The following is a 25,319-nucleotide window of genomic DNA, read 5'->3' as shown; positions in this document are numbered from 1 at the left end:
AAACCGTGGGTGGAAAGACAAGCTTTTGTGGAAAGGGGGGCGCCGGTCGCCTATGAAGGATGCATGTTCAGGCTCGCGCATATTTCCGATGTCCATCTGGGGCCGCTCCCCGATGTATCCTATCGCGATCTCGCCTCCAAGCGCGTGCTGGGCTACGTCAACTGGCAACGCAATCGCCGCCGCCATATGCATGATGCCGTCATCGACAGCATCGTCGCCGACATCAAGGCGCAAAATCCGGACCATCTCGCCGTCACCGGCGACCTCGTCAATCTGGCGCTCGATGGCGAGATCGAGATGGCCAAGCATTGGCTGGAGACGCTGGGACCGCCGCACGACGTTTCGGTGGTTCCAGGAAACCACGATGCCTACGTGCCCGGCGCCTTCGACAAGATCTGCCGGTCGTGGGCCGCCTGGATGAGCGGCGACGGCGTCAACACACCGGTCGATCGCAATGCATTCCCTTATCTGCGCGTGCGGGACAATGTCGCGCTGATCGGGGTCTCGACGGCGCGCGCCACGGCCCCCTTCATGGCCAACGGCTTCTTCATGGAACGGCAGGCGGAGCGGCTCGGCAAGATCCTTCGCGACACCGGCGGGCAAGGCCTGTTTCGCGCCATTATGATCCACCATCCGCCGGTGCGCGGCGCCGTCTCCCAGCACAAGCGGCTGTTCGGCATCGCGCGCTTCCACAAGATCATCCGCCGGCAGGGCGCCGAACTCGTCCTGCACGGCCATTCGCATCTGCCGTCGCTGTTCCAGATCGGGACCCGCAGTGCCAAGGTTCCGGTGGTCGGTGTCGCCGCGGCCGGCCAGGCGCCGGGCGGCAAGGATCCGGCAGCGCAATACAATCTGTTCGATATCGATGGCGAAAAAGGCGATTGGCGCATCCGCCTGACGCGGCGCGGGCTGACCGGACCCGCAATACCGCCCGCCGACCTGCAGACGCTGGAGATTGGCGTCGAGGCTGCGGCGGCTACCGCCGCAGGCTGAGCCCCATCGCCACGAGGCGGTCCCAGAACAGGGCGATCGACACAGCCAGGCCGACCAGGGCGCCGGCGGCGATCAGGCCAACGCCAGACAGGAAGGCCGACCAGCCCTTGCCGTGCTGCGGCGATCGCAGCGGCGGCTCGGCTTCCGCCACCTCGGCCCGCCTGATGCCGGCCACGGCCGGTTCGACCCCGCCTTCCATCATCCTCTGGCGTTCGACGATGCGCTCGGCGACGTAGCGTGTGACGGAATCGGCAACCGGCTTCATCTCGGTCGATTCAGCCAGCACCACGCGGCCGATCCGGGTGTCCTTGAGGAAGCGGTAGGTTCGGCGGTCGCGCCCCATGGCGACATGGCTGACGGCGTCGATCCACAGGCGCGGCTGCAGTCCGGAGGAAACGACGAAGTCGAAATTGTCCATGTCGGCCGGAACATCGGCGAAGACGGGCGCGAGTTCGGCGGCCAGCAGATCGAGGCGCATGCGATGCGCCTCGCGCATGTCGACGACGACATCGTCGCGATCGGCGAAGGCATTCTTCACATCACGGATGGCATCGGAGAGTTTCCCTGACGGATCGATCTTTTCGCCTGCGTCCTTCATCGGCGTCTGCCTCGCGGGTTTGGTTAAGAGCGAGTTAACACAGACGCCGGCAAAATGCACTGGCGAGATCACAGGGATCGGGGGCGCCCAGCGGATGCCGGATGCGAAAAAGTCAGCCGGTCGCGGCGATGAGTTTCGGGCGCGGCGGCCTGGCGCGGCGGCTCGTATTGCGCCGAATGATGCTTGCAACCAGATCAGGCGCTTCCTCGATCAGCATATGGCCGGCCTCCAGCACGTGATGCACATGAAAGTGCGCCGGCAGGTCATCCGACTGGGCAATGGGCAGCACCGCGTCGTCACTTCCCCACGCCACCATGACCGGCATGGTCAGCCTGTCCAACTGGTCGCGCGGGATGACACCCTGCCGGTCGTCCCTGGTCATGGCGGCAGCGATCTCGACGAGTTTCCGCAACTGGCCGGGTCGCCCGCGCATGTCGCGGAGGACGTCGATGGTGTGATCGAATGGCCGGGTCAGTGGACCCGACATGGCGGCGAGGCACGCCCGGATCTCGGACAGGTCCTTTGCGGCGGCAAAGCGGCGCAACAGCGGGCCGTTGATCTCGGGGCCGAAGCCGCCGGGCGCCAGAAGTGTCAGCGAGGCGACTCTTTCAGGCTCTGCCAGCGCCATCAGCGCCGCCACCGCGCCGCCCATCGAGTGGCCGACCAGATGAACGCGCTTCAGTGCCCGTGCGGACAGATCGGCGAGAATGGCCCTTGCCGCCACTCTGGCCGGGCCGGCACCCGGGAAATCGAGCGAGAGCCCGTGGCCCGGCAAATCATAGGCAAGCGTGCGCGCGGGAGGCGCAAGCAACGAGATCACCTCGCGCCAGACATCGTGGCAGCCGCCGAAACCATGCAGCAGGACGATGGCCTTCGAGCCAACACCCTGTTCGGCGGCATGAAGCGATGCGACCATGAAATCTGAAAGCTTTATTGCGGGACTGCGCGTTGGGAATGCAGCTGGATTGCTCCTTGTCCAGCGCGATGGCCAGTAAAATTTTCGCGATTGGCGAGAGCTGCCGACAGTAAGCCGGCTTTTTTGCTAGAGCCTGTTGCGCCTGGGCAAGTATATGCGGCGCGGCTTAAGTTCTTGTCCCCGCATGTCGCTGTCCCACCCGTCGGCCCCTCGACGCGACGCTAGAGCGGTTCAGCGTTTGATAGAATCGTTGACCCGCTCTACTCTTTGTTCTTACGCAATCCCGGACGGAAAACCGCTACGCACTTTTCCTGGAATTGCTCTAGCTCGCGTTGCCGAGCCCGGCCGCGCGCAAGGCGCCAACCAGCCGTTCGATCAGATCGGCCGGGTATTTTCGGTCGATGAAGGTCGCGCGTGGATTGGCGGCGAATTTCGGGAATTTGACGGTCAGCTCATCGAGCAGCTTGTGCGCCAGCTTGTCCTGACCGGTGATGCTGGCGCCGATCAGCCGGGCGGCGAGATAATGTGATTTCGTTGCGGTTGTTCTCAGCGAGGAGCTGGCGATCGCGGCCTTGTTCGTGTCGCCAAGCATGAGTTCGCCGGCGAAAAGTCCGAAATCCCACCATGTCGGATGACCGCTTGAGGCATCGACCGCATGGGCCAGGATCGGCGTGCCCTCGGCGTATCGCCCGGCGAAAATCAGCCCGTAGCCATATGCGGCGGCCATGGCGAGATCGTAGGGGTTGAGGTCATAGGCCTTGCGCGTCCAGCGCAGCGCTTCGTCGGCATTGCCAAGACGCGAATTGATGTAGCCGTAGGAGCGATGCGCATAGGGGCTGGTCGGTCCCATCTGCACGGCGCGATGAGCGAATGTCATCGCCTTCTCGACAGTCGCATCCGGCGGATAGGCGTAGTGGTCGTTCACTGCTTCCAGGTGCAGCGAGGCCAGCTCCGAATAGACCAGCGGTGATTTGGCGCCATTATCGGCAAGGGTTTCGAGGCAGCGATAGGCAGCCTCGTGGGTCTTGGCGTTCTGGTCGAGGTAATATTTGTCGTTGAGCAACAGGCATTGCGTCAGCGCGGTCTGAATGCCGCTCTGCTCGATATAGCTGTAGATCGTGCCAGACGCAGGCAGCGCCGAACTCAGGATGCCGGCGATACGGTCCTCGATGGCGGATGGCGCGCTGTCGGTGGCCGCCAGGTTGCGCGACATAAGCACCCGTCCGGTCGCCACGCTCTGCAGTTCGATGGTGATATCGCCCGCGTCCGGTCCAGGCAGGACGTCGAAGATGAAGCTCGTCGCGCTGGCGACCGGATCAGTCTCGTCGACGGTGTCGCGACCGATGAAGTCGATCGTGTCGAAGCCGCTCAGGCCGGCGCGCAGCGAAGCGGCGACACGGCTGGCGTCAGGGCCATCGGCCTTGACGGCGATGTAGACGAGCGGCAAGGCCTCACGCGTGGAGGACGGCGCGATGCTGCTGGTCAGGCCGGTGGCCTCGAACGTAGCGGGGATCTCGCCGCCTGCCAGCAGGGCCCCGCTGCCCTGACGCAGGATCAGAACACCGAGCATGGCGATGACCAGGGCGATCGCCATCCAGAAGAACCTGAGGTGGCGCGCCACCGAGGGCGCCGGTGCCAGCAATGCAGCGGCCGCAATGGCGTCGTCGGCAGCGCCGGAGCGCTCGGCCGGTGCCGTTGCCGCGTCCGGCCGCCCGGCGGGTTTCGCCGTTTCCGGCAGACGGATCGCGTTGAGCTCATAAGCGGGGACGTAGCCGCCGCGCGGGATGGCGATGCGGACGGGGTCGGCGATGCCCTCATTGGCGAAATACTGCTGCAGCAACTCGCGCAGCCTGCCAGCCTGCACCCGCACGACGGCGTCGGTCGACGGATCGAAATCGCCATCCTTGCCGAAGACATCCATGGCAATGGAAAAGCCCTTGAGCCTATCGGCCTCGCCGGCCTGTTCGCGTTCGACAAGATAACGGAGCAGTTTGCGCGCACGCTCGGACCTTCCGAACGTTTCGCTGGCAAGCAGTCGCTCTAATGTCTCGCGCACTGCGGGGGCGGCAGGCGTGGCATGCTGCAAGTGTCGATCCTTTCGAAGTCGGCACAGGTTAAGGCACGATCATATAGTGCCCGCATCGCCGCACAAGTATGCACCCATTATGCGATCGCGTACCTAACCGGATAATTTTCCGGTGGTTAATGGCCGGGGCCGCTGCTGGCTCCAGAACAACAACCAAGGGGCAGCCAAAGCCTTGTTTGGGCTTGGAAAACAGCGGCGAGAGGCCGGGTTCGGCTTCTCGCGCCGCTCATTGGCGGACGCTATCCTGCCTTGCGGCTCACGATACGGTTGGCGGCCGACATCACCGCTTCCAGCGAGGCTGCGACAATGTTGGTGTTGATGCCTGCGCCGAACAATTTGCCCCCGGGATATTCCATCTCGACATAGGAGATGGCCGAGGCATTGGAGCCGCGCTGCATCGAGTGTTCGGAATAGTCGAGCACCGACATTTCGACGCCGACATGGCGCGACAGCGCGTCGACGAAGCCATCGATCGGGCCGGTGCCGGTGCCGGTGATGGTCACCTCCTTGCCGTTGTCGAGGATGACCGCCTCGACCACCCGCCGGCCCTTCACCTCGGTGTCGGGATAGGTGTGGTGGTCGAGGAATTTCAGGCGCGCGCCCGGCTGGTCGACATAGGTCTCGAGGAAGCGCTCATAAATGCGCTTGGCCGGAACCTCCTTGCCCTCGGCATCGGTGATCGCCTGGATCGCCTGACTGAACTCGATCTGCAGGTTACGCGGCAGGTTGAGGCCGTAATCGGCCTGCAGCACATAGGCGATGCCGCCCTTGCCGGACTGCGAGTTGATGCGAATGATGGCCTCGTAGCTGCGGCCGACATCGGCCGGGTCGATCGGCAGGTAAGGCACTTCCCACAGGCTGGTGTTGGCCTTCTTCAGGGCCTTCATGCCCTTGTTGATGGCGTCCTGGTGCGAGCCGGAAAACGCCGTGTAGACGAGTTCGCCGACATAGGGATGGCGCTCGGGGATCTTCAGCTGGTTCGAATATTCATAGACGTCCTTCATCCGGTTGATGTCGGAACAGTCGATGCCCGGATCGACGCCTTGCGTGTACATGTTGAGCGCCAGCGTGACGATGTCGACATTGCCGGTGCGCTCGCCATTGCCGAACAGCGTGCCTTCGACGCGGTCGGCGCCGGCCATCAGGCCGAGTTCGGTGGTGGCGATGCCGGTGCCGCGATCATTGTGCGGATGCAGCGAGATGATCAGGTTTTCGCGGTTGTCGAGATTGCGGCACATCCATTCGATGCGGTCGGCATAGACATTGGGCGTCGACATCTCGACCGTCGACGGCAGGTTGACGATCAGCTTGTTGTCTGGTGTCGGCCTGACGATCTCGGTGACGGCGTTGCAGATCTCCAGCGCGACCTCGAGTTCGGTGCCGGTGAAGCTCTCCGGCGAATATTCGAAGCGATAGCCGCCGCCGGCCTTGGCCGCCATGTCGGTGATCATCTTGGCCGCATCGGTGGCGATGCGCTTGATGCCGCCGACGTCCTTCTCGAAGACTACGCGGCGCTGCAATTCGCTGGTCGCATTGTAGAAATGCACGATCGGGTTGGTGGCGCCCTTGAGCGCTTCGAAAGTACGGGTGATCAGCTCGGGCCGGCATTGCACCAGCACCTGCAGCGACACGTCGGCGGGGACGTTGCCTTCCTCGATGCACCAGCGCGCGAAGTCGAAATCGGTCTGCGAGGCCGAGGGGAAGCCGATCTCGATCTCCTTGAAACCCATGTCGAGCAGCAGCGCGAACATGCGCGCCTTGCGCTCATGACCCATCGGGTCGATCAGCGCCTGGTTGCCGTCGCGCAGGTCGACCGAACACCAGATAGGCGCCTTGTCGATGACCTTCGAAGGCCAGGTCCGGTCGGTGAGGCCGACAGTCGGATAGGGTTGGTATTTGTGGGCCGCGTCCGACATGCCCCGGGCTGATTCGGTCATGCCCCGGGCTGACTCGTTGCCGGCTACCGCGGCATCGGAGCGGATCTCTTCTCGTGCGTTCATCGTCTTGTTCTCCCGGCGGCCCTCGGATCCGCCTCGGGCGGATTGATGGCGAGTGGCGCCTTTACCAGATTTTCGTTCGCTTGATGTGACTGCCAATTTTGAGACTGGCTAAGGAGCATGCGCTTGCGCGGCGGTTCGACCGCCGGGCGCTCCTTCAGCGAACCCGGCGATCGCCGATAAGGCCGAGAAGAAGCAGCGTCGAGGCCAGCGCGCGCACGGTCTCGCCGGCAAAGCCGGTCTGACGGGAAGCGGTGGTGGCGCGCGTGTTCATGGCGGTTCTCATACAGGAGTGGTCTGTGGGAGGCAAGCGGGCCGGCATCCGTCGCATATTATTCCTAATGCGGATGCTCTTCCCCGCGCGCCGCAAATGCGCCAGACTTGAGCGCCGGCGGGGCTGCGGTGCTCTGCCGTCGAGAGGGGGGTGTCCATGAATTTCGTGTTCTTCTCGCCGCATTTTCCCGCCAACGGCGCCGATTTTTGCGACCGGCTGAAGAAGGCCGGCGCCACGGTGCTCGGCATCGGCGACGCGCCCTACGAGGCGCTGGACAGCAAGCTCAAAGCGGCGCTTTCGGAATATTATCGCCTCCCCGACATGGAGGACTACGATCCGGTGTTCCGGGCGATGGGGCATTTCATCCACAAATGGGGCCGCATCGACCGGTTCGAATCGCTCAACGAGCATTGGCTGGAGCTGGAAGCCAACATTCGCACCGATTTCAACATCTATGGCACCAAGCTCGATTTCGTGAAGAATTTGAAGCGCAAGAGCCGCATGCGCGCCTTCTTCCGCAAAAGCGGCGTCGAGACCATCGCGCAGCGCAAATGCTCCGACAGGGCGGGGGCCATGACCTTCATCCGCCGCGTCGGCTATCCCGTGGTGGTAAAGCCGGATTCGGGCTCCGGCGCCTCGAACACCTTCAAGATCTCCAATGCCAGGGAGCTCGACCAGTTCTTCCGGGACAAGCCCGAGGATGTGACCTTCGTCATGGAGCAGTTCATCGAGGGGCTGGTGGTGACCTATGACGGGCTGGTCAACCGCGATGGCGAAGTGGTGCTGGCGGCCAGCCACCGCTACGACCAGAGCGTCATGGACGTGGTCAACAAGGACCGGCACATGAGCTACACCTGCTTTCCCCACATCAGGCCCGTGGTCGAGGAAGCCGGCCGCAAGATCCTGAAGGCGTTCGATGTGCGCGAGCGCTTTTTCCACATAGAGCTGTTCGAAACCCGGGATGATCGGATCATCGCGCTGGAGGTCAACATGCGGCCGCCCGGCGCCTGGATGACGGACGCGATCAACTATACGTTCGATATCGATGTCTATGCGGCATGGGCCGACATGGTGGTCAAGGACGCCGCTGGCGGGCCCTATGAGGGCAAGTATTTCACCGCCTATGCCAGCCGCAAGCGGCATCTCCACTATTTGCACAGCCATGAGGACGTGTTAGCCGCCCACAAGGACAAGATCGTCCATCATCAACCGATAGAAGAGGTTTTCAGCCGCGCCATGGGAAATTACGCCTACCAGATGCGCTCGAAGGATCAGGTGGCGCTGCGCGAGGCGGTTGCCTTCATCCACGCGGAAAAGGCTTGAAGCCAATGGACATCTCCTATCACAAGGCTTTCGCCCGCAATCTCGGCCGCGACATGGAATACAAGCGCTACGGCCATGCCGGCCGGCCGGTGGTGGTGTTTCCGACCTCGCAGGGGCGGTTCTACCAATTCGAGGATTCCGGCGGGGTGGGCGCGCTGGCCGAGTTCATCGACACCGGTCGCATCCAGCTGTTTACAGTCGACGGCATCGATTCGGAATCCTTCTTCGACAGGCATGCCGATAAGGCGCATCGCATCGGCCGCCATGAGGCCTATTTCCGCTATGTGCGCGAGGAGGCACTGCCGGAGTTCCTCGCCACGGCGGCGCAGGCCAATGGTGGGCGCAAGCTGAAGCCACTGTTTTCAGGCTGTTCAATGGGCGGCTATCATTCCTCGAACTTCGTCTTCCGCTTTCCGGAACTGGCCAGCGGCGTCATCGCGCTGTCGGGCGTCTATTCGGCCCGCGATTTCTTCGGCAAGGCGCTGGAGGGCGACATCTTCTACAACTCGCCGCTCGACTACCTGCCCGGGATCGTCGACCCGAAGCTGCTGGCCCGGCTGAAGGCGCTCAGGCTGATCTTCTGCTGCGGGCAGGGCGCCTGGGAAGAGCGCATGCTGGTGGAGACGCGCCAGCTCGAACAGATCCTGCGCCACAAATCCATTCCCGCCTGGGTCGACTATTGGGGCGGCGACGTCAGTCATGACTGGCCGTGGTGGCACAAGCAGCTGGTCTATTTCTTCGGCCGCTGGCTGGATGAGGATCTGATGCACAGGCTGGATTGAACTCCAGGCCGGCTCGAAGGTACCTATTCCCGGATGCTTCTGGCCACCAGCCGCGCGACGCTCGGGCCGACGAGCAGCACGATCAGGAAGCGCGCCGACTGCAGCGCCATGACGAAGGAGATGTCGACATGCTGTGCCGCGGCGGCGATGATGGCCACGCTGTCCATGCCGCCGGGGCTGGTCGCCAGATAGGCTGTGAGCGGATCGATCCCGAGCAGATGGCTGATGATGAAGGCGAGCCCGCCGCAAAAGGCGATCAGCGCCACGATCGAGGCGATGATCTGTGGCAGCGCGCGTGTCGCGTGGCGCAGGATCGGCCTGGTGAAGTTCAGCCCGATCGACCAGCCGACCATGGCGTAGCTGATTGCCAGCAGCCAGGGCGGCAACTGCATCCCGACGCCGAGGCCGAGATGGATGACGGCCCCGAAGATGAAGGTGCCGAGGAAAAACGGCGAGGGCAGCCGGCACAGCTTTCCCGCCAGCCCGCCGACCAGCGCGATGCCGATGGTGGCGGCGAAGGCCTGCCCATCGATCGGCGGAAACCAGACGACTGGGGGCATTTCGACGCCCGACGTGTCGACCCACATCTTGGCGACGAGAGCCGCCGTCATCGACACGAAGATGACACGCAGATACTGCATGAAGGCGACGAGCCGCTGGTCGGCACCGAAGGCCCCGGCCATCAGCACCATGGCGGTGGCGGCACCCGGCGAGGAGCCCCAGACGGCGGTGGTTCCGGGCAGAATGCGCCAACGGCTGATCAGCCAGCCAAGCAGGCTGGAGGCCGCGACCGTGGCGATCACCACGCCGAGAAACAGCGGCCACTCGGCGTAGAAGACGGGAAAGATGTCGGCCGAGATCGAGGCGGCCACGAGGCAGCCGACAACTGCCTGGGCGGAGCCGAACAAAAGGCGCGGCACGCGCACCGTGGCACCATTGGTGCCGGTGACGATGGCCGCCAGCATTGGCCCGATCAGCAGCGCCGCCGGCAAGGCGGCGAATTCGAGCGCGCCGGCGAGCAGGGTCGAGATGACGAGGAGGATCAGCCATTGCCAAGGCCTGCGCAAACGCGCCATGCGCTCGATGGCGGGCTGGTCCGGGATTGGCTGCTCGGGCGAGGAATCCATCGTCTGGTCTTAGACCGAGGCACAAAAAATGCGAACCCCGTATACCTAAAAGAGTATGTTTCCGCGCTTCAGCCTTGCTGCCTAGGGGCTCCGGGTCAGAGCTTTCGAATAGGGCCCGGGTAGCGGGCTACAATATTGTCCGTCGTCAACAAGGTAATGCCTTCTATATTAGCCTGAGCTACAAGGATTCGATCGAAGGGGTCTCTGTGGATCGGCGGAAGTCCATCGACGGCAACGGCGTGCTCGCTGGTGACGGGCACCTCATGATAGCCGTTGTCGAAAAGGCCTCGCCTCAGTAAGCGCGGGTCCACAGTGAAGTCGTCTCGCCCAAGCCCTCGTTTGATCGCCACTTCCCACAGGCTGGCAGCGCTGAACAGCAATTCGTTCGACGGGTCTTCAATCTCTGCGAGGGCAGCAAGGGGCAGTCGGTCCGGTTCGCTGGCCGCCCACAACAGCAAATGGGTGTCGAGCAGCAGCTTCACGTCTTGATGCCGAACAGTTGCTCGATCTCCTCACTGCCCATGCGGTCGAAATCGTCGGGGACAGAAAACCGGCCGGCCATGAAGCCGACCCGCCGTATCTGCGCCGAAGCCGGCTGATCGATGGGCACGACTTTAACCAACGGCTTGCCTGCCTTGGCGATAATAAACGGCTCACCTTTGGCGGCCTGGTCAACGAGACGCGACAAATTGGTCTTCGCATTGTGGATGTTCACGGTCTGCATCACGGTCTGCTCCCAACAGACTTAGTCCACAGAACTTAGTCTTTTCTGTGCGTGCTGCAAGTAGCCTCCCCTTAAGATCAGCCCGTCTTGCCGTCGACCAACCCGAAGCCGCCGACGGGGTGGGTCTCCACCTGGAACTCGAAGCCGGCGATGAAGGGGCGCGCCTTGGCGATGGCCGCCTGGACCTCGGGCAGTTGCAGCGAGGCCTTGTGGCTTGTCTGATCCGTCCACACTTCGGTGACCCAGATCGCATCGGCATCGGCCGGGTCGGTGGCGATGATATAACTCAGGCAGCCGGGCAGGGCGCCGGTGCTGGCACGCAGGACCTCCATGACCGCGTCGCGCTTGCCGCGCGACGCCCGCATCTTGCCGATCAGTCCGTACATTCTGTTGCCTCCCTTTGAAGTCTCCGACAAGAGTATGCGGGTCGCCAGTATGCAGATAGCCGGTCACGGCATCAACTGGCCGCCATTCACCTCGATCACCTGGCCGGTGATGTAGCCGCTCAGGAGATCGGATGAGAGGAACAGATAGGCGCCGACGCAGTCCTCCGCGGTGCCGGCGCGTCCTTGCGGAATGGTGGCCACCATGCCCTTCATCTGCTCGCCGGTCGAATAGCGCTCATGGAAGGGTGTGAGGATCGTGCCCGGCGCCACAGCGTTGACCCGGATGCCGAAACCGATCAGTTCCTTGGCCATGCCGCGCGTCACGTTGGAGACGAAGGCCTTGGCCGAGCCGTAGAGGCCGGCGCCGCCGCCCGCTCCATTGCGCGCCGCGATCGACGAGGTGTTGATGATGAAGCCACCTTGCTTCTTCAGCCATGGCATAGCCTTGCGCGAGGCGGTCAGCACCGAACGCGCGTTGAGGTCCATGACCGCATCGTAATGCGCCTCGGTCTGCTCGGCGTAGGGCACGCGGCCGAGCATGCCACCGGCATTGTTGACCAGCCCGTCAAGGCGCCCGAAGTGCCGCGCGCTGTCCTCGACGACGCGCTCGACGTCGGCGGCAACGGAGAAATCGCCCTGGGCGAGGAAGACCTCGCCGCCATTCCCGGTGATTGTCTTGGCAAGCTTTTCGGCCGCCTCATGGCTCGAATTGTAATGCAGCGCTACCCGGCACTTCTGAGCGGCGTAGGCCAGCACCAAAGCCGCGCCTATGCCGGTCGAGGCACCGGTGACCAGCACCGCCTTGCCGGCGAGATCGGGGATGGTGAGCGCGGTCGTGGCGGGCAATGCCGGTCCTCCGGAGGTTCAACGGGACCAGTCGTTCCCGGCCCATGGTCAAGACTGTGCACTATGGCCTGAGATAGGCATAGCCCTGGCTTTGCAATTCCGCGAGCTTGACGACGCCACCCTTGTCGGCGGCATGGAAGCCTTCGAGGAGGTCGGTCAGAGAAATATCCATGCCATGCATGGTGTTGGCGCAGGCCTGCGGCTCCAGCCCCTGCTGCACGAGACCGGCGAAGCGGCCGGAGACCGCGGCCGATATGCCTTTCGATTTGAAGGCGGCAAGAGCTGGGCCATGCACGACCAGCACGATGTCGACCTTGCCGCCCGTGCCCTCATAGTGGTTCTTGATGTTGCCGAGCACGAAATTGACCTTGTCGAGGTCGCTCAGGTGATAGGCGACCTTGAGCCTTGTGGGCTCGGTCGCCGCCGCCCGCACCACGCGCAGGCCAAGGAACGTTCCGGTTCCGGCAAGAACCGCGCGGAACATGTCGCGCCGGCGCATGGCATCCTCCTCCGCTTGGCGGCCCACCGCAAAATCCGTGGCTCCCGGGGCGATACTAGCATAAAATGACGCAGCGTCTTGTCGAGGCGAGGGGGATCACATGGCGTTCAAGGGGCTGGATTGGAGGGCCGTCTTCACCGCCGGATTGAGCGTAGCGCTGCTTGGCGCGCTTTCCGGTCCGGCTTGCGCCGATGATGCCCTCAAGCTCACCGAACTCAGCCCGAACGGGGCGGATGCCTGCTTCGGCCATGTCTATGACGCGGCACACCTGAAGGCGCACCCGAAGCAGAAGGTGGCGCGGATCTTCTTCTACTACGGGCACGATCCGGTCAGCCGTCCGAACGAGGAACCGGCGCACTCCGACACCTCCTACAATGGCTTCGTCACCACCACCGTGCGCGGCGCCAAGGCGCCTCAATGGGCGGGCGGCTGGTGCAACCACCAGTCCGAGGACGGCAAATCGGGCCCTATCCATTGCGGCATGGACTGCGACCGGACGCTGGCGTCGCTGAAGGTCGACGACAAAGGCCGGCTGATCCTCTCGGACCTGCAACCCGACATCTATCTCGACGCCGATTCGGAGGAGGAACTCGGCACGGCGGAATACAACAGGCAGGCGCTCGGCTCGGAGGACGACAATTTCCGCCTCGACCCGATGCCGGCCGCGACCTGCAAGGCCGAGTTCGCGCGCATAGATCCGATCGATCCGGCGCTCGGGTCGCCGTTGCGCGAGCGGCTGAAGCCCGATCAGGCCTTCTGCTACGGGCACGACTACGATGCGGCGCACCTAGCCTCGCATCCCAACCAGCTGACGCAATCGATCCGGGTGTTTCGCGGGCCGGTGGAACTGGCATCCTTCGCTTCGGGCGGGGACGCGGCCAACTGGCCGGATGGCGCCGACATCGCGGTTTCTGTCACGACAAGGGAGAAGTCGGGCAAGGTCACACAGACCTATTCCTGCCAGGGCGAGGCCAACCAGTGGCGTTGTGCCGCGAGCTCGAAGATGAGTAATTTCTCCTGCGACATCGCGCAAAAGGAAATCTTCCTCAAGCGCGGCGCCAACGGCACGATGATGCTGGCCAATCCCAATAGCAGCCTGGCGGTCGTCGATCTTTGCTCGAAGGCCGCCGACGGCAAGACGAAATCGGACGACAAGGTCTACCGGCTGGAGGCAATGCCGCAATCGGCCTGTGCGCCATAACCGCCCATCTTGTCTACGGTGCTCCGATGGCATATATCTTTGCTATATCTCATCTGAGGAATAGAGTGATGGAAAAGGCAAAGGTATTCTGGTCGGGTCGTTCGCAAGCGATACGCTTGCCGAAGGAATTCCGTTTCGAAACCGACGAGGTTTCAATTCGGCGCCACGGGAAAACTGTTATTCTCGAACCGCTGGCGCAAGACTGGGCATGGCTCGACCAACTCACCGGACCGGTGGACGACGATTTTGTCGAGGCTGTTTCGGAGCAACCTGCTGAACAGGTGCGGCCGGCTCTCGACGATGTATTCAAGTGATCTATTTGCTCGACACCAACGCTATTATTGCGGTCGTAAAACGAGACGCGGATTTGTTGAAGCGGCTCAAGCGGCACGGGCCGCAGGACTACGCGCTTTCAACGATTGTCGCCCATGAACTGTACTATGGCGCTTACAAGAGTCAGCAACAAGCTGGCAATCTGGAGCGAATTGAAGCGCTTCGGTTTCCGGTAATTGAGTTCGACCATGAAGACGCAAGACATGCCGGTGAAATTCGCGCGATGCTAGCGGCTTTCGGAACCCCCATTGGGCCCTATGATGTTTTGATCGCGGGCCAGGCGCGCGCCAGAGGACTAACCCTGATAACCCGCAATGTCCGGGAATTCGAGCGGATCAAGGCTCTCTCACTGGAGACGTGGTGAATTTAGGCGAAGGGCACCGCCGTCGTGCCCTTCGGCAGCTTGGCTTCGTCGTCGGGCTCGACATGGATGGTCACCCGCACGGAGGGGATCTCGGCCTTCAGCGCATCCTCGATGCGGTCGCAGATGACATGGCTGGCGCCGACCGACATGTCGGCGTCGACAACCAGATGGAATTCGATGAAGGTGGCACGGCCGGCGATGCGGGTCTTGAGATCATGCACCTCCAGCGCGCCCTTGCAATTGGACGAGATGATGTCGCGGATGCGCATGTTTTCCGTTGTGTCGACGGCGCGGTCCATCAGGCCGTTCATCGACGAGCCGATGACATGCCAGCCCTGCCACAGGATATTGAGCGCGACGATGACGGCCAGCGCCGGATCGAGGATCCGCCAACCGGTCAGGATCGCCCCGACCAGGCCGCCGAAGACGCCGATCGAGGTCACCACGTCGGTCATGATGTGATTGCCGTCGGCGACCAGCGCTGGCGACTTCTCGGTCCTGCCGGCACGGATCAGCGTCCAGGCCCAGAAGGCATTGATGACAGTGGCGACGCCGTTGACGGCAAGACCTTCCCAGGGCTGTTCGAGCGGCGCGGGTGCCTGCCAGGAGCGCCAGACTTCGTTGAGGATCAGAAGCGCGGCCAGCACGATCAGCACGCCTTCCAGCACGGCCGAGAAATATTCGGCCTTGTGATGGCCGAACGGATGGTCCTGGTCGGCCGGCTTGTAGCTGACCTGGATCGCCCAGAAGGCGGCGACCGAAGCAATGACGTTGACGATGGATTCCAGCGCGTCGGAATAGAGCGCGACGGAGCCGGTGATGTACCAGGCGGCTGCTTTCAGCGCGAGCACGACAAAGGCGACCACGATCGACCAGAAGGCAAGGTTTGCGACCTTGCGCTTCGCGGCCTCCCTGGCAGCGATCGCCACCGAGTTCTCGGCTTCGGCCATCGAGGTCAGGCTGCCTTTTCCTTGGCTTTGCGCGGCAGGTGGGCGACGATGTTCTCGATGATGCGCATGCCGGCATTGTGGCCGAGCGTCATGATCGATTCCGGGTGGAACTGCACCGCGGCGATCGGCTCCTTGCGGTGCTCGAAGGCCATGATGACGCCATCCTCCGTTTCGGCCGTGACCATGAAGTCATCGGGCAGGCGCACCGGATCGGCGAAGATCGAGTGATAGCGGCCGACGGTGACTTCCTTGGGCAGGCCGGAGAAGATGATGCCCGGCTTGGAGACGCGGATGCGCGACGGCTTGCCGTGCATGGGAATATGCAACTGCCGCAGTTCGCCGCCATAGGCTTCGGCCAACGCCTGCAGGCCAAGGCAGACGCCGAAGATCGGCAGGTCGCGGGCTCTGGCCTTCTTGATGGTCGCGGCGCAATCGAAGTCCTTCGGCGTGCCGGGACCGGGCGACAGCACCACAAGGTCGGGCTTCAGCCGCTCGAACACTTCCTCCGGCACCGGCGAGCGGACGGTCGAGACGTTGGCGCCGGTCTGGCGGAAGTAGTTGGCCAGCGTGTGGACGAAGCTATCCTCGTGGTCGACGAGCAGGATGTTGACGCCGTCGCCGACGCGCGCGGTGGTGCGCTCGGTGCTGGTCGAATTGCCCGATTTGGCGTCGCGGATGGCGGAGAGCATGGCGGATGCCTTCAGTTCGGTTTCGGCTTCTTCTTCCTCGGGAATGCTGTCGAAAAGCAGCGTGGCGCCGGCACGCACCTCGGCGATGCCGTCCTTGATGCGGATGGTGCGCAGCGTGAGCCCCGTGTTCATGTCGCCGTTGAAGTTGACCATGCCGATCGCACCGCCATACCAGGCGCGCGGGCTCTTCTCGTTCTGCTCAATGAAGCGCATGGCCCACAATTTCGGCGCGCCGGTGACAGTGACCGCCCAGGCGTGCGAGAGAAACGCGTCAAAGGCGTCCATGCCTTCGCGCAGGCGCCCTTCGATATGATCCACGGTATGGATCAGGCGCGAATACATCTCGATCTGGCGCCGGCCGATGACGCGCACCGAGCCTGGGTCGCAGACGCGCGACTTGTCGTTGCGGTCGACATCCGAGCACATTGTCAGCTCGGATTCGTCCTTCTTGGAATTGAGCAGCTTGATGATCTGCTCGGAGTCCGAGATGGCGTCGTCGCCGCGCTTGATGGTGCCGGAGATCGGGCAGGTCTCGACGCGGCGGCCGTTGACGCGCACGAACATCTCCGGCGAGGCGCCGATCAGATATTCGCCTTCGCCCAGATTGATGAAGAAGGAATAGGGCGAGGGGTTGATCGACTTCAGCTTGCGCGAAATCTCGGACGGCTGCGTCTCACAGCGCTCGTAGAACATCTGGCCGGGCACCACCTCGAACAGGTCGCCGCGCTTGAAGCTCTCCATCGCGCGGCGGACCAGATTGGCGTATTCGCCCGGCTCATGATCGCCACGCGGCGGGATGCGGTCGGCGGTCTTGAACGGCTCGGCCACCGCATCGCGCGGCAGGCCTTCGGTCGAAAAGCCTTCGCCCGAATAATCGTAGCGGTCGGTCCAGGCCTTGGCCGAATAATGGTCGACGACCAGGATCTCGTCAGGCAGGAACAGCACCAGGTCGCGCTGGCTTTCCTTGCGGACGAGGGTGTGGTCGACCGGGTCGAACTGAAAGGCGAGGTCGTAGCCGAAGGCACCGTAGAGGCCGAGATTGGCGTCCTCGGCGGTCTTGAACAAGGCCGTGATGGCGCGCAGCACGGTGAAGACGGAGGGAACGCGGCTGCGCTCTTCCTCGGTGAAGACACGGCCGGGCTTGGCAACGTCGAGGCGGATCAGCCTTTTCGAAGTCTCGGCAATCGTGACCTCGGAGAGAGCGCCGAGCGTCTTGCCGATGACCGGCAGCAGCGCCTCGCCACGGCTGTTCAGCGCCTCGATGCGCATGGCGCGGCCGCGGGCGGAGATCACCAAAGGCGGATCGATAATGGCGGTGTCCCAGCGCGTGTAGCGGCCGGGATATTCGTAATTGGAGGAGAACACCGCGCCGCGGCGCGCATTCAGCCCGTCGACATAGGCGTCGATCGCACCTTCATAAGGTCGGTCGTGGCGTTCGCGGGTAATGGTGACGCCACCCGCGGTTACGAAGCGTTCAGCGCCGTTTTCCAGAACCTGCATCGTCATTGCCGTCTCCATCAGCTACTTGGGGCAACGGACCCGGGAATGGCTTTAAAAAACAAATGGCCGCCCGGACATTCCGTTGCGGCCACCCTCTCTTTTCACGCGCACGCGTTCGAACAGGCCGCTGTCAGCAGGCCCACCACCAAATGGTCTTGGTCGAACGCATGTTCATGGGATTCCCATAGCGGCGATTGAGTGGCCACGCAACTGGATTCGGTGCGAAGGCGCCCGGCCTTAATCCTCCAGAGTGCCCGACCTTGCGTCGGCGCTCTTTCTGTCGCCGACCAATTTCAGCAGATCCTCGCCAGCGCGGATGATGCGGCGCGAGCGGCGGGTCAGGATGATGCCGTCCTGCGGCGCGAAGACTTCCGTGCGGCCATCGGCTTCGCCCGGCGCATGGATGATGGTGGCGAGACGTGCTCCCCTAGCCACGCGGTCGCCGGGCTTGACGTCGTAGAGGACGGCACCGGAGCGGGGCGCCGGCATCATGTCGATGTTTTCAAGCGGAGCGACGGCACCTTTGAAGGAAGCTGGAGCGGGCAGGGCCTTGTCGGCGACCACGCCGCGCGCGACGAGCAGGCGGTAGAGCCCTTCGGCGTCGGCTGCGGCGAGCGCGCCATCGACATCGAGGATGCCGCGATATTCGACCGTGGTGGCGACGCGGCGGTCGAATTTCGCCACGCCGGCGGGCGCGTTCTGGTAAGGCATGATGGAGGCGCCCTCGAAGGTGCCGTCAGTGTCCTCGCTCCACAGCACCACCGCGTCGACGCCCATGGCGGCGGCGCAATCGGCCATGGCTGGCCATAGGCTGGTGTGGATGTAGAGATAGGCAAGACCCTCGTCGTCGCAATGCAGGTCGAGCACGATGTCGTGGCCGAGCGATAGCTGCACCAGGCGTGACTTCAGCCGCTGGTCGGCGCCGCCAAGGATGGTGTTGGGCAAGAGGGCGGCATCCGGTGCCGGGAGCAGCGGAAAGCCGCGGTTGAAGTTGGTGCGGGTGCCCAGGTGAAAGCGGCCCTGGTGCTCGCCGAAATGATATTGCGCGCGGCCGATCGGGTTGGCCCAGGGGACGATGGTAATGTTGCCCCTGATGCGGCCTTCGGCCTCGGCCTTGTTCAGCGCCGGCATCAAGGCGTCGATGGCGACGACGCCCGGCAGTTCGCCGGCATGGAGGGCTGCCTGCAGATAGGCCGAAGGTGCGGCCCTGTCGGATCCGGCGAAGCGGAACACCGGGAATTCGTAGGAAACGCCCTCGCTGTCGCCGGCGATGCGTTCGATCGATCTCTGCATGACGTCCTCCATCAGAGTGAGAAGACATGCCCATTGAAGGTGCCGATGTCGATTGGTCCAGCCCGCCGCGCTATGGGCGCAAGTGGTTATTCGGCGGCAGGCTGAAGGGCGGCGACCGGCGCGCGCCGGTCCAGTGCCTGCGAAAGCACCGCCACGGCGACCGCCAGCAGAGCGAGCACCGCGCCGACCAGCGGCAGATTGGCATAGGACACGCCGGCGGAAAGAGCCACGCCGCCGATCCAGGCGCCGCCGGCATTGCCGACATTGAAGGCGCCCTGGTTCAGGGTGGCGGCAAGGTTTGGTCCCTCTGATGCCGCCTCGACGACGCGGATCTGCAGCGGCGGCACCACGACGAAGATGAGCAGGCCCCACAGGAAGACAATGCCGATGGCAACAGAGGCGATCGCGCCGAACTGCATGAAGCAGACGAAGAGCAGCGCCATTAAAAGCAGCGTGCCGATCACGGTCGGCATCAGCTTCCAGTCGGCCAGCCTGCCGCCGATGATGTTGCCGATGGTCATTCCGGCGCCGAACAGCAGCAGTACCCAGGTGACCGCCGAGGTCGACAGGCCCGACACATCGGTGAGGTAGGGTTTGATATAGGTGAAGACGGCAAAAAGGCTGGCCGAGGTCAACGCCGCGATCAGCATCGCCAGCCACACCTGCAGCTTGCCCAGCACACGGACTTCAGCGCGCAGGCCGCCGCCGCTCGGTTCAGTGACGTCTGACGGCACCAGCAAGGCGATGGCAGCGACCGAGATCAGGCCGATGCCGACCACGGCCAGGAAGGTGGCGCGCCAGCCGAAGGCCTCGCCCAGCGCCGTGCCGGCCGGAACGCCGAGGATGTTGGCGAGCGTCAGCCCCGCAAACATCAGCGCAATGGCGCTGGCTCGCTTGTTGCGCGGCACCAGGCTTGCGGCGACGACAGAGCCGATGCCGAAGAAGGCGCCGTGGCCGAAGGCGGTGAAGACGCGTGCCGCCATCAGCAGCCAGTAATTGGGCGCTATGGCGCAGAACAGATTGCCGAGGACGAACAAAGCGGCCAGCCCGACCAGCACCGGCTTGCGCGGCAGATGCGCGGTGGCCATCGCCACGATGGGCGCGCCGAAGACGACGCCCAGCGCATAGCCGGTGACCAGCAGTCCGGCGGCCGGGATCGTCACGCCAAGGTCGGCGGCGACCTCCGGCAGCAGGCCCATGATGACGAATTCGGTGGTGCCGATGCAGAAGGACGCAATGGCAAGCGCAAGGATCGGCAACGGCATGTGGCGTCCAGACTGAATCGGTTCAATTTCAGATTGCGCGAGGATCGCTGGGGGACGCAACAGACATTGCCGCAATGCAGCAATGCAGAAAGCCGACAGCTCGCCGCATTTTCGGCCGGAGTCGTACCGTCAGGCTATTCCTCAGCACGTTGCAAAAAATCAACGGAACTCTTGGTTGCTCCCTCTCCAGATGAAAAGCATATCTACAAAAAATGAATAGCTAATCAGACATAAAGAAACCATAATAAATCCACACGTCATATTAACGTAGGTTTTCATGGAAATGTATATTAACGCCGAAAACGAACATATAAAGGAAAATGAAATTAAAAACATCATTTTGTTTGGCATTTTTAAAGGCATGTATTGTCTAGAATTGTAGTGTTTCGAACTAACATACGCAAGGTAATACCCGACTAGCGCATACACGACTATGATTCTGCGAAATAAATTTTTATTATCGATCGTTCCTCCTAGCAATACTAAAAAAATTAACGATATCAAGCCGAATATCGCTATAAAACCCCGTAAGTTCGTTCTGCATTTAAATTGGATTTCCTTAAAATGAAGAACATACATAAAGCCCTTTATAGAAAATCTACCGTGTAAATCACATTAACAACATCGGGGGTGCCAATTTGATATATGGAGCCCCTTACGAAGAGCATGGGTCGTGACCGTTGCGACTCTTCAGCTTACCGCACTTGGTCCAATGATGCTCAACTAGATAGAATTGATGCCTGTAGAGGATTGTCAGACCAGCGGTTTCAGCTCCTGCGCTATCGTCGGCAGCAGTTCCGAGACATTGGGATGGATGTGCACGGCGCGCGCCAAGGTGTCGACGGGCGCTTTGGCGTACATCAGGTCGAGCACGCAATGCACCGCTTCGTCGCCGCCGGGGCCAAGCACCGAACAGCCGAGAATCTGCCTGGTGTCAGCATCGACCAGGATCTTCATGAACCCTTGCGTCTCGCCCTTTTCGACGGCGCGGCCGACGCGGGTCATCGGCCGCTGGCCGACCAGCGCGCGGCGTCCGGATTTCTTCACGGCTGCTTCGGTCATGCCGCAGCGGCCGAGCGGCGGGTCGATGTAGAGCGCATAGGCCTCGATGCGGTCGCTGACCTTACGTGGGTCGTTGTCCAATAGGTTGGCGGCGACGATCTCATAGTCGTTGTAGGAGGTGTGGGTGAAGGCGCCCTTGCCGTTGCAGTCGCCCATCGCCCAGATGCCGGGCACGCTGGTGCGCAACTGGTCGTCGACGATGACGAAGCCACGTGTGTCGACCGCGACGCCGGCTTTGTCCAAGCCGAGATCGTCGGTGTTGGGCACGCGTCCGATCGCCAGCAGCACATGCGAGCCGACAGCAGGTGGCTTGCCGGCCGAGAAGGTCACGGCGATATCCTTGCCTTGCTTGGCAAAGGCGATTTCGTCGGCGCCGAGATGAACCTCGATCTCCTCGTTTTCGAGGATCGACAGGATGGCGGCCGAGACGTCCTCGTCCTCGCGGCCGGTCAACCGGGAGGCCTTTTCGATCACCGTCACTTCGGAGCCAAAGCGGCGGAACATCTGCGCGAATTCGAGCGAGATGTAGCTGCCGCCGACGACGATGAGATGGCGCGGGAGCACATCGAGGTCCATCATCGACGAATTGGTCAGATAGTCGATGTCATGGACACCGGGCAGGTCGGGCACCGCGGCGCGGCCGCCGGTGTTGAGGAAGATCTTTTCGGCGGTCAGAAGGTCGTCGCCGACGCGCACCGTGTTGGCGGATTCGAAACGCGCATGGCCACGATAGAGCGTACAGCCCTTCATGCCGGCGATCCACGTCTCCAGATTGGTGCGGGCGTCGATCGTCACCTTGTCCTTGCGCGCCTTGATTCTGGCATAATCGACCGCGACGGGGCCGGAGAGCGTCACGCCGTAATCGGCGGCGCGGCGGGCGAGATGCGCGGCATAGGCGCTGGCCACCATGGTCTTGGTCGGCATGCAGCCGGTGTTCACGCAGGTGCCGCCGATCAGCTTGCGCTCGATCAGCGCGACGCTCATGCCCGCCGCGTTCAGCCGGCCGGCTAGCGAAGGGCCTGCCTGTCCTGCGCCGATGACAATGGCGTCGAAGGTTTTCGTCGTCATGCCACCGCCGCCACGATCAGCAGGCCGCCGATGATCGCCACCGCGTCCTCGATGAAGGCGGCGGGCGGATCCTTGCCGAAGGCGGCGACCAGCCGGCCACGCGCCTCGGCACCGCCCAGCGTACCGATGACCGCGCCAATGACGCCGGCGAACAGGCAGACGATGGTGGCGCCGCCGGTCGCGCCGATCACCGAGCCGCTGAAGGCGCCAAGCAAAATACGGGCGCCGAATTGCTGCGGCACCTTGCGGCTCGGCGTCGACGGCAACTGGTCGGTGATGAGCTCGACAATGGCCAGGATGGTGAAGATGCCGACGGCGGCCCAATGGCTCATGAAGCTGGCCCACGTGCCGGCGACCGGCAGCCAGCCGAGATACGCGCCCCAAGCAACAGTGGCCGGCGCGGTCATGGCGCGAAGACCGGCAATGACGCCGATCAGAAGTGCAAGTATGTACAGCATGATTCCCCCTCAAATGCCGGACAGGCTGTCCGGCAAAGACACGCCACCATAGCCGGGTATTTGACCAGCTGCGATATAGACCTTGGTGTTTTCCCGTCGGAACCGACTGTGCTTTGGCTGCAATTCGAAGAGGAGATATCGCCATGTCCGAAAGTGAGCGCGGCAAGATGGCCGATGGCGAATGGTACACCTGCCTGGATGGCGAACTGGAGAGTCTGCGCGTCACGGCGCGTGACGCATTGTTCGAGCACAATTCGCTGCCGCCGCGACTGCGCGGCAATCTCGGGCCGGGCTTGATGGCACTGCTCGGCGGCGTGGGCGAGGGTGCCCGCGTCGAGGCGCCGTTCCACTGCGCCTACGGCTTCAACATCTTCCTCGGCAATGGCGTCTTCCTCAATGCCGGCTGCACTATCCTCGACACGGCAAGCGTGCGCATCGGCAAGGGAACGCTGCTTGGCCCCAATGTGCAGATCTATTGCGCCGAGCATCACAGGCACGCGGCCGGGCGGCGAGCCGGGCTGGAGATCGCCAGGCCGGTCGAGATCGGCGCCGAGCCTGGATCGGCGGCAGCGCCGTCATCCTCGGCGGCGTCAGTATCGGCGAAGGCGCCATCGTCGGCGCGGGCGCTGTGGTGACGCGCTACGTGCCTGCCAATGCGACCGTCGTTGGCAACCCGGCGCGACCGGTCGAGCGTGGCTGAATCTCCTCAACCAATCAGGCATGCGATATCTGCCCGTCAGCCCGCCTTGAGAATTCCCGCCGGTATTGCGCTGGCGACGTCCTGAGCCTTGCAGCAAAGTGCTGGCGCAGCGATGTGGCGCTGCCGAAGCCGGCCTCGAAGGCCACCATGTCCATCGATTTTTCCGTGGCTTCCAGCAACCGCTGCGCCAGTTCGATGCGCTGGCTGGTCAGCCAGTCGCCGAAGCTGGTGCCGGTCGATTTCTGGAAGCGGCGGGTGAAGGTGCGCCGGGTCAAGCCGGCGGCTTCGGCGACGCTGTCGAGACTGTGCGCCTCGCCGAGCGTGGCGCGCACCGCGTCGAGAGCCCCGGTGAAGCGGTCGGCGTTCGCGCTTCTTGCCACGGGGCGTTCGATAAACTGCGCCTGCCCGCCCTGCCGGTGCGGGGAGAGGACGACGTGCCGGGCGAGCCGCAGCGCCGCCTCGGCGCCGTAACGGGCGCGCACGATATGCAGACAGCAGTCCAGCCCAGCGGCGACGCCGGCGGAGGTGACAATGTCGCCTTCATCCACATAGAGCACATCCGCATCGACTGAAATGTCGGGGTGCAGGTCCCGCAGCTGGTCCGTATAGGCCCAGTGCGTGGTTGCTTTCCGTCCCGAAAGCAGGCCGGCGGCGGCGATGGCAAAGGTGCCGAGACAGAGGCCGACAATCAGCGCCCTGCGCCGGTGCGCGCGGCCGAGCGCTTCGTGGAGCTGCCTGGCCAGCGGGGCTTCCAGATCCTTCCAGCTTGGGATGACGATGATATCGGCATCGTCGAGCGCGGACAGCCCGTGCGGCACAACAATGCTCAGCCCGGCATCGGTCCGGATCAACCCGTCCTCGACCCCGCAGACGCGGAAGTCGAAGCGCGGCAGGCCGAGCCTGGTGCGGTCGGCGCCGAACACCAGGCATGGCACGGAGAGATGGAACGGGCTGATGCCATCGAAGGCAAGCACGGCAATGATCGGGGCGGTCATGCGCAATTCCGACAGTTGAATGCAGATTGTCCCAATTCTTTCGGATGATGTCAATTGGGCCACTTTTGGCAGCTCGGCGACCTGCCTATTTTCGGTCATCGCATTCAAGCCGGAAAGGAAAACACCATGTCTGACCCTGCCACCGCAACGCCGCGCCGCGCGCTCGTCGTCATCGACGTCCAGAACGACTATGATGGTGGCAATCTCGCCATCCAGCATCCGCCATTCCCTGACAGCGTCGTCAATGTGGCGCGTGCGATGGACGCGGCGGCAGCGGCCGGTATCAAGGTGGTCGTCGTCAAGCAGATGGCGCCCGAGACGTCACCGGTCTTCGCCAAGGGCAGCCATGGCGGCGAACTGCATCCCGAAATCGCACGGCGCGGCCGTGACCACTATGTCGAGAAGATGCTGCCATCGGCCTTCACCGGCACCGACCTTGAGGAATGGCTAAGGGCCAATGTCATCGATACGATCACGGTCGTCGGCTACATGACGCACAATTGCGACCTGTCGACCATCATCCATGCCGTGCATATGGGCTTTGCGGTCGAGTTCCTGTCCGATGCGGCCGGTTCGGTGTCCTACGCCAACAGCGCCGGCTATGCCTCGGCCGAGGAGATCCACCGCGTGATCACGATCATCCTGCAGTCGCGCTTCGCGGCGGTGCTGAAGACCGCCGAATGGATCGAATGCCTGAAGACGGGCGCTTTGCCGGAGCGTGATACGATCTATGCATCGAACCAGCGGGCACTGGCGCGCAACGCCGCGTAGACGGGTCGTCCCGAATGAAAAAAGGGCGCCACCCGGCGCCCTCAGACTGCTGACAAACCCCTGGCATTTGCCGGGGGTTTTTGATTCACTGGGTCATGTTGAAGCGACCCGCCCCTGAA

24 protein-coding genes and 1 pseudogene are annotated in these 25,319 nt (G+C 63.1%); 8 read left to right on the top strand and 17 right to left on the bottom strand.

Going from position 1 to position 25,319, the window contains the following annotated elements; translation table 11 throughout:
- The first annotated feature begins 63 nt into the window (after positions 1 to 63).
- A complete protein-coding gene (locus FJ938_RS00130; RefSeq protein WP_140610783.1) occupies positions 64 to 993 on the top strand; it encodes a metallophosphoesterase in 930 nt (309 codons plus the stop codon).
- Here the strand turns inward: FJ938_RS00130 and FJ938_RS00125 are convergent.
- From FJ938_RS00125 to leuA, 4 genes are all read right to left on the bottom strand, one after another.
- Complete coding sequence (locus tag FJ938_RS00125; RefSeq protein WP_140610782.1) at positions 977 to 1,591, bottom strand: hypothetical protein; 615 nt, start codon at positions 1,589 to 1,591, stop codon at positions 977 to 979. The two genes, FJ938_RS00130 and FJ938_RS00125, sit on opposite strands and share 17 nt — an antisense overlap.
- Before the next feature lie 112 nt (positions 1,592 to 1,703).
- Positions 1,704 to 2,507, bottom strand: coding sequence for an alpha/beta fold hydrolase (locus FJ938_RS00120; RefSeq protein WP_140610781.1), 804 nt, complete (start codon positions 2,505 to 2,507; stop codon positions 1,704 to 1,706).
- 322 nt (positions 2,508 to 2,829) lie between these two features.
- A complete protein-coding gene (locus FJ938_RS00115) occupies positions 2,830 to 4,593 on the bottom strand; it encodes a hypothetical protein (protein WP_140690106.1) in 1,764 nt (587 codons plus the stop codon).
- A gap of 239 nt (positions 4,594 to 4,832) precedes the next feature.
- Complete coding sequence (gene leuA / locus FJ938_RS00110) at positions 4,833 to 6,509, bottom strand: 2-isopropylmalate synthase (RefSeq protein ID WP_181168980.1); 1,677 nt, start codon at positions 6,507 to 6,509, stop codon at positions 4,833 to 4,835.
- 511 nt (positions 6,510 to 7,020) lie between these two features.
- Here leuA and FJ938_RS00100 point away from each other — a divergent pair.
- Entirely contained in the window at positions 7,021 to 8,187 is a 1,167-nt protein-coding gene (locus FJ938_RS00100; protein WP_140690103.1) for an ATP-grasp domain-containing protein, read from the top strand.
- Between the two features lie 5 nt (positions 8,188 to 8,192).
- Positions 8,193 to 8,969, top strand: a complete 777-nt coding sequence (locus FJ938_RS00095; RefSeq protein ID WP_140610791.1) for an alpha/beta hydrolase-fold protein — start codon at positions 8,193 to 8,195, stop codon at positions 8,967 to 8,969.
- Between the two features lie 23 nt (positions 8,970 to 8,992).
- Here the strand turns inward: FJ938_RS00095 and FJ938_RS00090 are convergent, their stop codons facing one another.
- From FJ938_RS00090 to FJ938_RS00065, 6 genes are all read right to left on the bottom strand, one after another.
- Positions 8,993 to 10,096 (bottom strand): AbrB family transcriptional regulator, encoded by a 1,104-nt coding sequence (locus FJ938_RS00090; RefSeq protein WP_140690101.1) that lies wholly within the window; start codon positions 10,094 to 10,096, stop codon positions 8,993 to 8,995.
- A 95-nt stretch (positions 10,097 to 10,191) separates the two neighbouring features.
- Positions 10,192 to 10,578: a type II toxin-antitoxin system VapC family toxin gene (locus FJ938_RS00085; protein WP_140610776.1), complete on the bottom strand. Its 387-nt coding sequence runs from the start codon at positions 10,576 to 10,578 to the stop codon at positions 10,192 to 10,194.
- Positions 10,575 to 10,820, bottom strand: a complete 246-nt coding sequence (locus FJ938_RS00080) for a type II toxin-antitoxin system prevent-host-death family antitoxin (protein WP_140690616.1) — start codon at positions 10,818 to 10,820, stop codon at positions 10,575 to 10,577. The genes FJ938_RS00085 and FJ938_RS00080 overlap by 4 nt, the downstream gene beginning before the upstream one ends.
- A 77-nt stretch (positions 10,821 to 10,897) precedes the next feature.
- Positions 10,898 to 11,206, bottom strand: a complete 309-nt coding sequence (locus FJ938_RS00075; protein ID WP_140610774.1) for a putative quinol monooxygenase — start codon at positions 11,204 to 11,206, stop codon at positions 10,898 to 10,900.
- 63 nt (positions 11,207 to 11,269) lie between these two features.
- Positions 11,270 to 12,052 (bottom strand): SDR family oxidoreductase, encoded by a 783-nt coding sequence (locus FJ938_RS00070; protein ID WP_140690099.1) that lies wholly within the window; start codon positions 12,050 to 12,052, stop codon positions 11,270 to 11,272.
- A gap of 61 nt (positions 12,053 to 12,113) precedes the next feature.
- Positions 12,114 to 12,551 carry a DsrE family protein gene (locus FJ938_RS00065; protein WP_140690097.1) on the bottom strand — a complete coding sequence of 146 codons (438 nt, stop codon included), beginning with the start codon at positions 12,549 to 12,551 and terminating at the stop codon, positions 12,114 to 12,116.
- A gap of 100 nt (positions 12,552 to 12,651) precedes the next feature.
- Between FJ938_RS00065 and FJ938_RS00060 the strand changes: the two genes are divergently transcribed.
- From FJ938_RS00060 to FJ938_RS00050, 3 genes are all read left to right on the top strand, one after another.
- Positions 12,652 to 13,752 (top strand): hypothetical protein, encoded by a 1,101-nt coding sequence (locus tag FJ938_RS00060; protein WP_140690094.1) that lies wholly within the window; start codon positions 12,652 to 12,654, stop codon positions 13,750 to 13,752.
- A gap of 68 nt (positions 13,753 to 13,820) precedes the next feature.
- Positions 13,821 to 14,066, top strand: a complete 246-nt coding sequence (gene vapB, locus FJ938_RS00055; RefSeq protein WP_140690092.1) for a type II toxin-antitoxin system VapB family antitoxin — start codon at positions 13,821 to 13,823, stop codon at positions 14,064 to 14,066.
- Positions 14,063 to 14,449, top strand: a complete 387-nt coding sequence (locus FJ938_RS00050) for a type II toxin-antitoxin system VapC family toxin (protein ID WP_140690090.1) — start codon at positions 14,063 to 14,065, stop codon at positions 14,447 to 14,449. Before vapB ends, FJ938_RS00050 begins: the two co-directional genes overlap by 4 nt.
- 2 nt (positions 14,450 to 14,451) lie before the next feature.
- On the opposite strand, the gene FJ938_RS00045 is transcribed toward FJ938_RS00050, so the two are convergent.
- From FJ938_RS00045 to FJ938_RS00020, 6 genes are all read right to left on the bottom strand, one after another.
- Positions 14,452 to 15,399 carry a cation diffusion facilitator family transporter gene (locus tag FJ938_RS00045; RefSeq protein ID WP_140690088.1) on the bottom strand — a complete coding sequence of 316 codons (948 nt, stop codon included), beginning with the start codon at positions 15,397 to 15,399 and terminating at the stop codon, positions 14,452 to 14,454.
- A 5-nt stretch (positions 15,400 to 15,404) separates the two neighbouring features.
- On the bottom strand, positions 15,405 to 17,594 hold the full coding sequence (locus tag FJ938_RS00040; protein ID WP_140610769.1) for an anthranilate synthase: 2,190 nt from the start codon (positions 17,592 to 17,594) through the stop codon (positions 15,405 to 15,407).
- A 231-nt stretch (positions 17,595 to 17,825) separates the two neighbouring features.
- Positions 17,826 to 18,881 carry a succinylglutamate desuccinylase/aspartoacylase family protein gene (locus tag FJ938_RS00035; protein WP_140610768.1) on the bottom strand — a complete coding sequence of 352 codons (1,056 nt, stop codon included), beginning with the start codon at positions 18,879 to 18,881 and terminating at the stop codon, positions 17,826 to 17,828.
- A gap of 86 nt (positions 18,882 to 18,967) precedes the next feature.
- Positions 18,968 to 20,146 carry an MFS transporter gene (locus FJ938_RS00030; RefSeq protein ID WP_140610767.1) on the bottom strand — a complete coding sequence of 393 codons (1,179 nt, stop codon included), beginning with the start codon at positions 20,144 to 20,146 and terminating at the stop codon, positions 18,968 to 18,970.
- 753 nt (positions 20,147 to 20,899) lie between these two features.
- Positions 20,900 to 22,276, bottom strand: a complete 1,377-nt coding sequence (locus FJ938_RS00025) for an FAD-containing oxidoreductase (RefSeq protein ID WP_140690086.1) — start codon at positions 22,274 to 22,276, stop codon at positions 20,900 to 20,902.
- Entirely contained in the window at positions 22,273 to 22,734 is a 462-nt protein-coding gene (locus tag FJ938_RS00020; protein WP_140690084.1) for a DUF4126 domain-containing protein, read from the bottom strand. Before FJ938_RS00020 ends, FJ938_RS00025 begins: the two co-directional genes overlap by 4 nt.
- A gap of 143 nt (positions 22,735 to 22,877) precedes the next feature.
- Between FJ938_RS00020 and FJ938_RS00015 the strand changes: the two are divergent.
- A pseudogene (locus tag FJ938_RS00015) lies at positions 22,878 to 23,434 on the top strand (sugar O-acetyltransferase).
- Positions 23,435 to 23,448: 14 nt separating this feature from the next.
- On the opposite strand, the gene FJ938_RS00010 reads toward FJ938_RS00015, so the two are convergent.
- Positions 23,449 to 24,429 carry a helix-turn-helix domain-containing protein gene (locus tag FJ938_RS00010; RefSeq protein WP_140610764.1) on the bottom strand — a complete coding sequence of 327 codons (981 nt, stop codon included), beginning with the start codon at positions 24,427 to 24,429 and terminating at the stop codon, positions 23,449 to 23,451.
- A gap of 126 nt (positions 24,430 to 24,555) precedes the next feature.
- Between FJ938_RS00010 and FJ938_RS00005 the strand changes: the two genes are divergently transcribed.
- Complete coding sequence (locus FJ938_RS00005) at positions 24,556 to 25,200, top strand: cysteine hydrolase family protein (RefSeq protein ID WP_140690082.1); 645 nt, start codon at positions 24,556 to 24,558, stop codon at positions 25,198 to 25,200.
- Positions 25,201 to 25,319: the final 119 nt, after the last annotated feature.

Origin of the sequence: Mesorhizobium sp. B2-4-14 (genome assembly GCF_006442155.1) — a bacterium.
GTDB lineage: Bacteria > Pseudomonadota > Alphaproteobacteria > Rhizobiales > Rhizobiaceae > Mesorhizobium.
Note: the sequence above shows the minus strand (reverse complement) of the source record. Positions and strands in the feature narration are given on the sequence as shown.

Bases quoted from the DNA above. Each gene is read 5' to 3' on its own strand.
- FJ938_RS00010 (WP_140610764.1), bottom strand. From the start codon at position 24,429: ATGACCGCCCCGATCATTGCCGTGCTTGCCTTCGATGGCATCAGCCCG.
- FJ938_RS00080 (WP_140690616.1), bottom strand. From the start codon at position 10,820: ATGCAGACCGTGAACATCCACAATGCGAAGACCAATTTGTCGCGTCTC.
- FJ938_RS00030 (WP_140610767.1), bottom strand. From the start codon at position 20,146: ATGCCGTTGCCGATCCTTGCGCTTGCCATTGCGTCCTTCTGCATCGGC.
- vapB (WP_140690092.1), top strand. From the start codon at position 13,821: ATGGAAAAGGCAAAGGTATTCTGGTCGGGTCGTTCGCAAGCGATACGC.
- FJ938_RS00075 (WP_140610774.1), bottom strand. From the start codon at position 11,206: ATGTACGGACTGATCGGCAAGATGCGGGCGTCGCGCGGCAAGCGCGAC.
- FJ938_RS00130 (WP_140610783.1), top strand. From the start codon at position 64: ATGTTCAGGCTCGCGCATATTTCCGATGTCCATCTGGGGCCGCTCCCC.
- FJ938_RS00020 (WP_140690084.1), bottom strand. From the start codon at position 22,734: ATGCTGTACATACTTGCACTTCTGATCGGCGTCATTGCCGGTCTTCGC.
- FJ938_RS00035 (WP_140610768.1), bottom strand. From the start codon at position 18,881: ATGCAGAGATCGATCGAACGCATCGCCGGCGACAGCGAGGGCGTTTCC.
- FJ938_RS00090 (WP_140690101.1), bottom strand. From the start codon at position 10,096: ATGGATTCCTCGCCCGAGCAGCCAATCCCGGACCAGCCCGCCATCGAG.
- FJ938_RS00025 (WP_140690086.1), bottom strand. From the start codon at position 22,276: ATGACGACGAAAACCTTCGACGCCATTGTCATCGGCGCAGGACAGGCA.
- FJ938_RS00040 (WP_140610769.1), bottom strand. From the start codon at position 17,594: ATGACGATGCAGGTTCTGGAAAACGGCGCTGAACGCTTCGTAACCGCG.
- FJ938_RS00125 (WP_140610782.1), bottom strand. From the start codon at position 1,591: ATGAAGGACGCAGGCGAAAAGATCGATCCGTCAGGGAAACTCTCCGAT.
- FJ938_RS00060 (WP_140690094.1), top strand. From the start codon at position 12,652: ATGGCGTTCAAGGGGCTGGATTGGAGGGCCGTCTTCACCGCCGGATTG.
- FJ938_RS00120 (WP_140610781.1), bottom strand. From the start codon at position 2,507: ATGGTCGCATCGCTTCATGCCGCCGAACAGGGTGTTGGCTCGAAGGCC.
- FJ938_RS00045 (WP_140690088.1), bottom strand. From the start codon at position 15,399: ATGGCCGAAGCCGAGAACTCGGTGGCGATCGCTGCCAGGGAGGCCGCG.
- FJ938_RS00095 (WP_140610791.1), top strand. From the start codon at position 8,193: ATGGACATCTCCTATCACAAGGCTTTCGCCCGCAATCTCGGCCGCGAC.
- FJ938_RS00005 (WP_140690082.1), top strand. From the start codon at position 24,556: ATGTCTGACCCTGCCACCGCAACGCCGCGCCGCGCGCTCGTCGTCATC.
- FJ938_RS00065 (WP_140690097.1), bottom strand. From the start codon at position 12,551: ATGCGCCGGCGCGACATGTTCCGCGCGGTTCTTGCCGGAACCGGAACG.
- leuA (WP_181168980.1), bottom strand. From the start codon at position 6,509: ATGTCGGACGCGGCCCACAAATACCAACCCTATCCGACTGTCGGCCTC.
- FJ938_RS00100 (WP_140690103.1), top strand. From the start codon at position 7,021: ATGAATTTCGTGTTCTTCTCGCCGCATTTTCCCGCCAACGGCGCCGAT.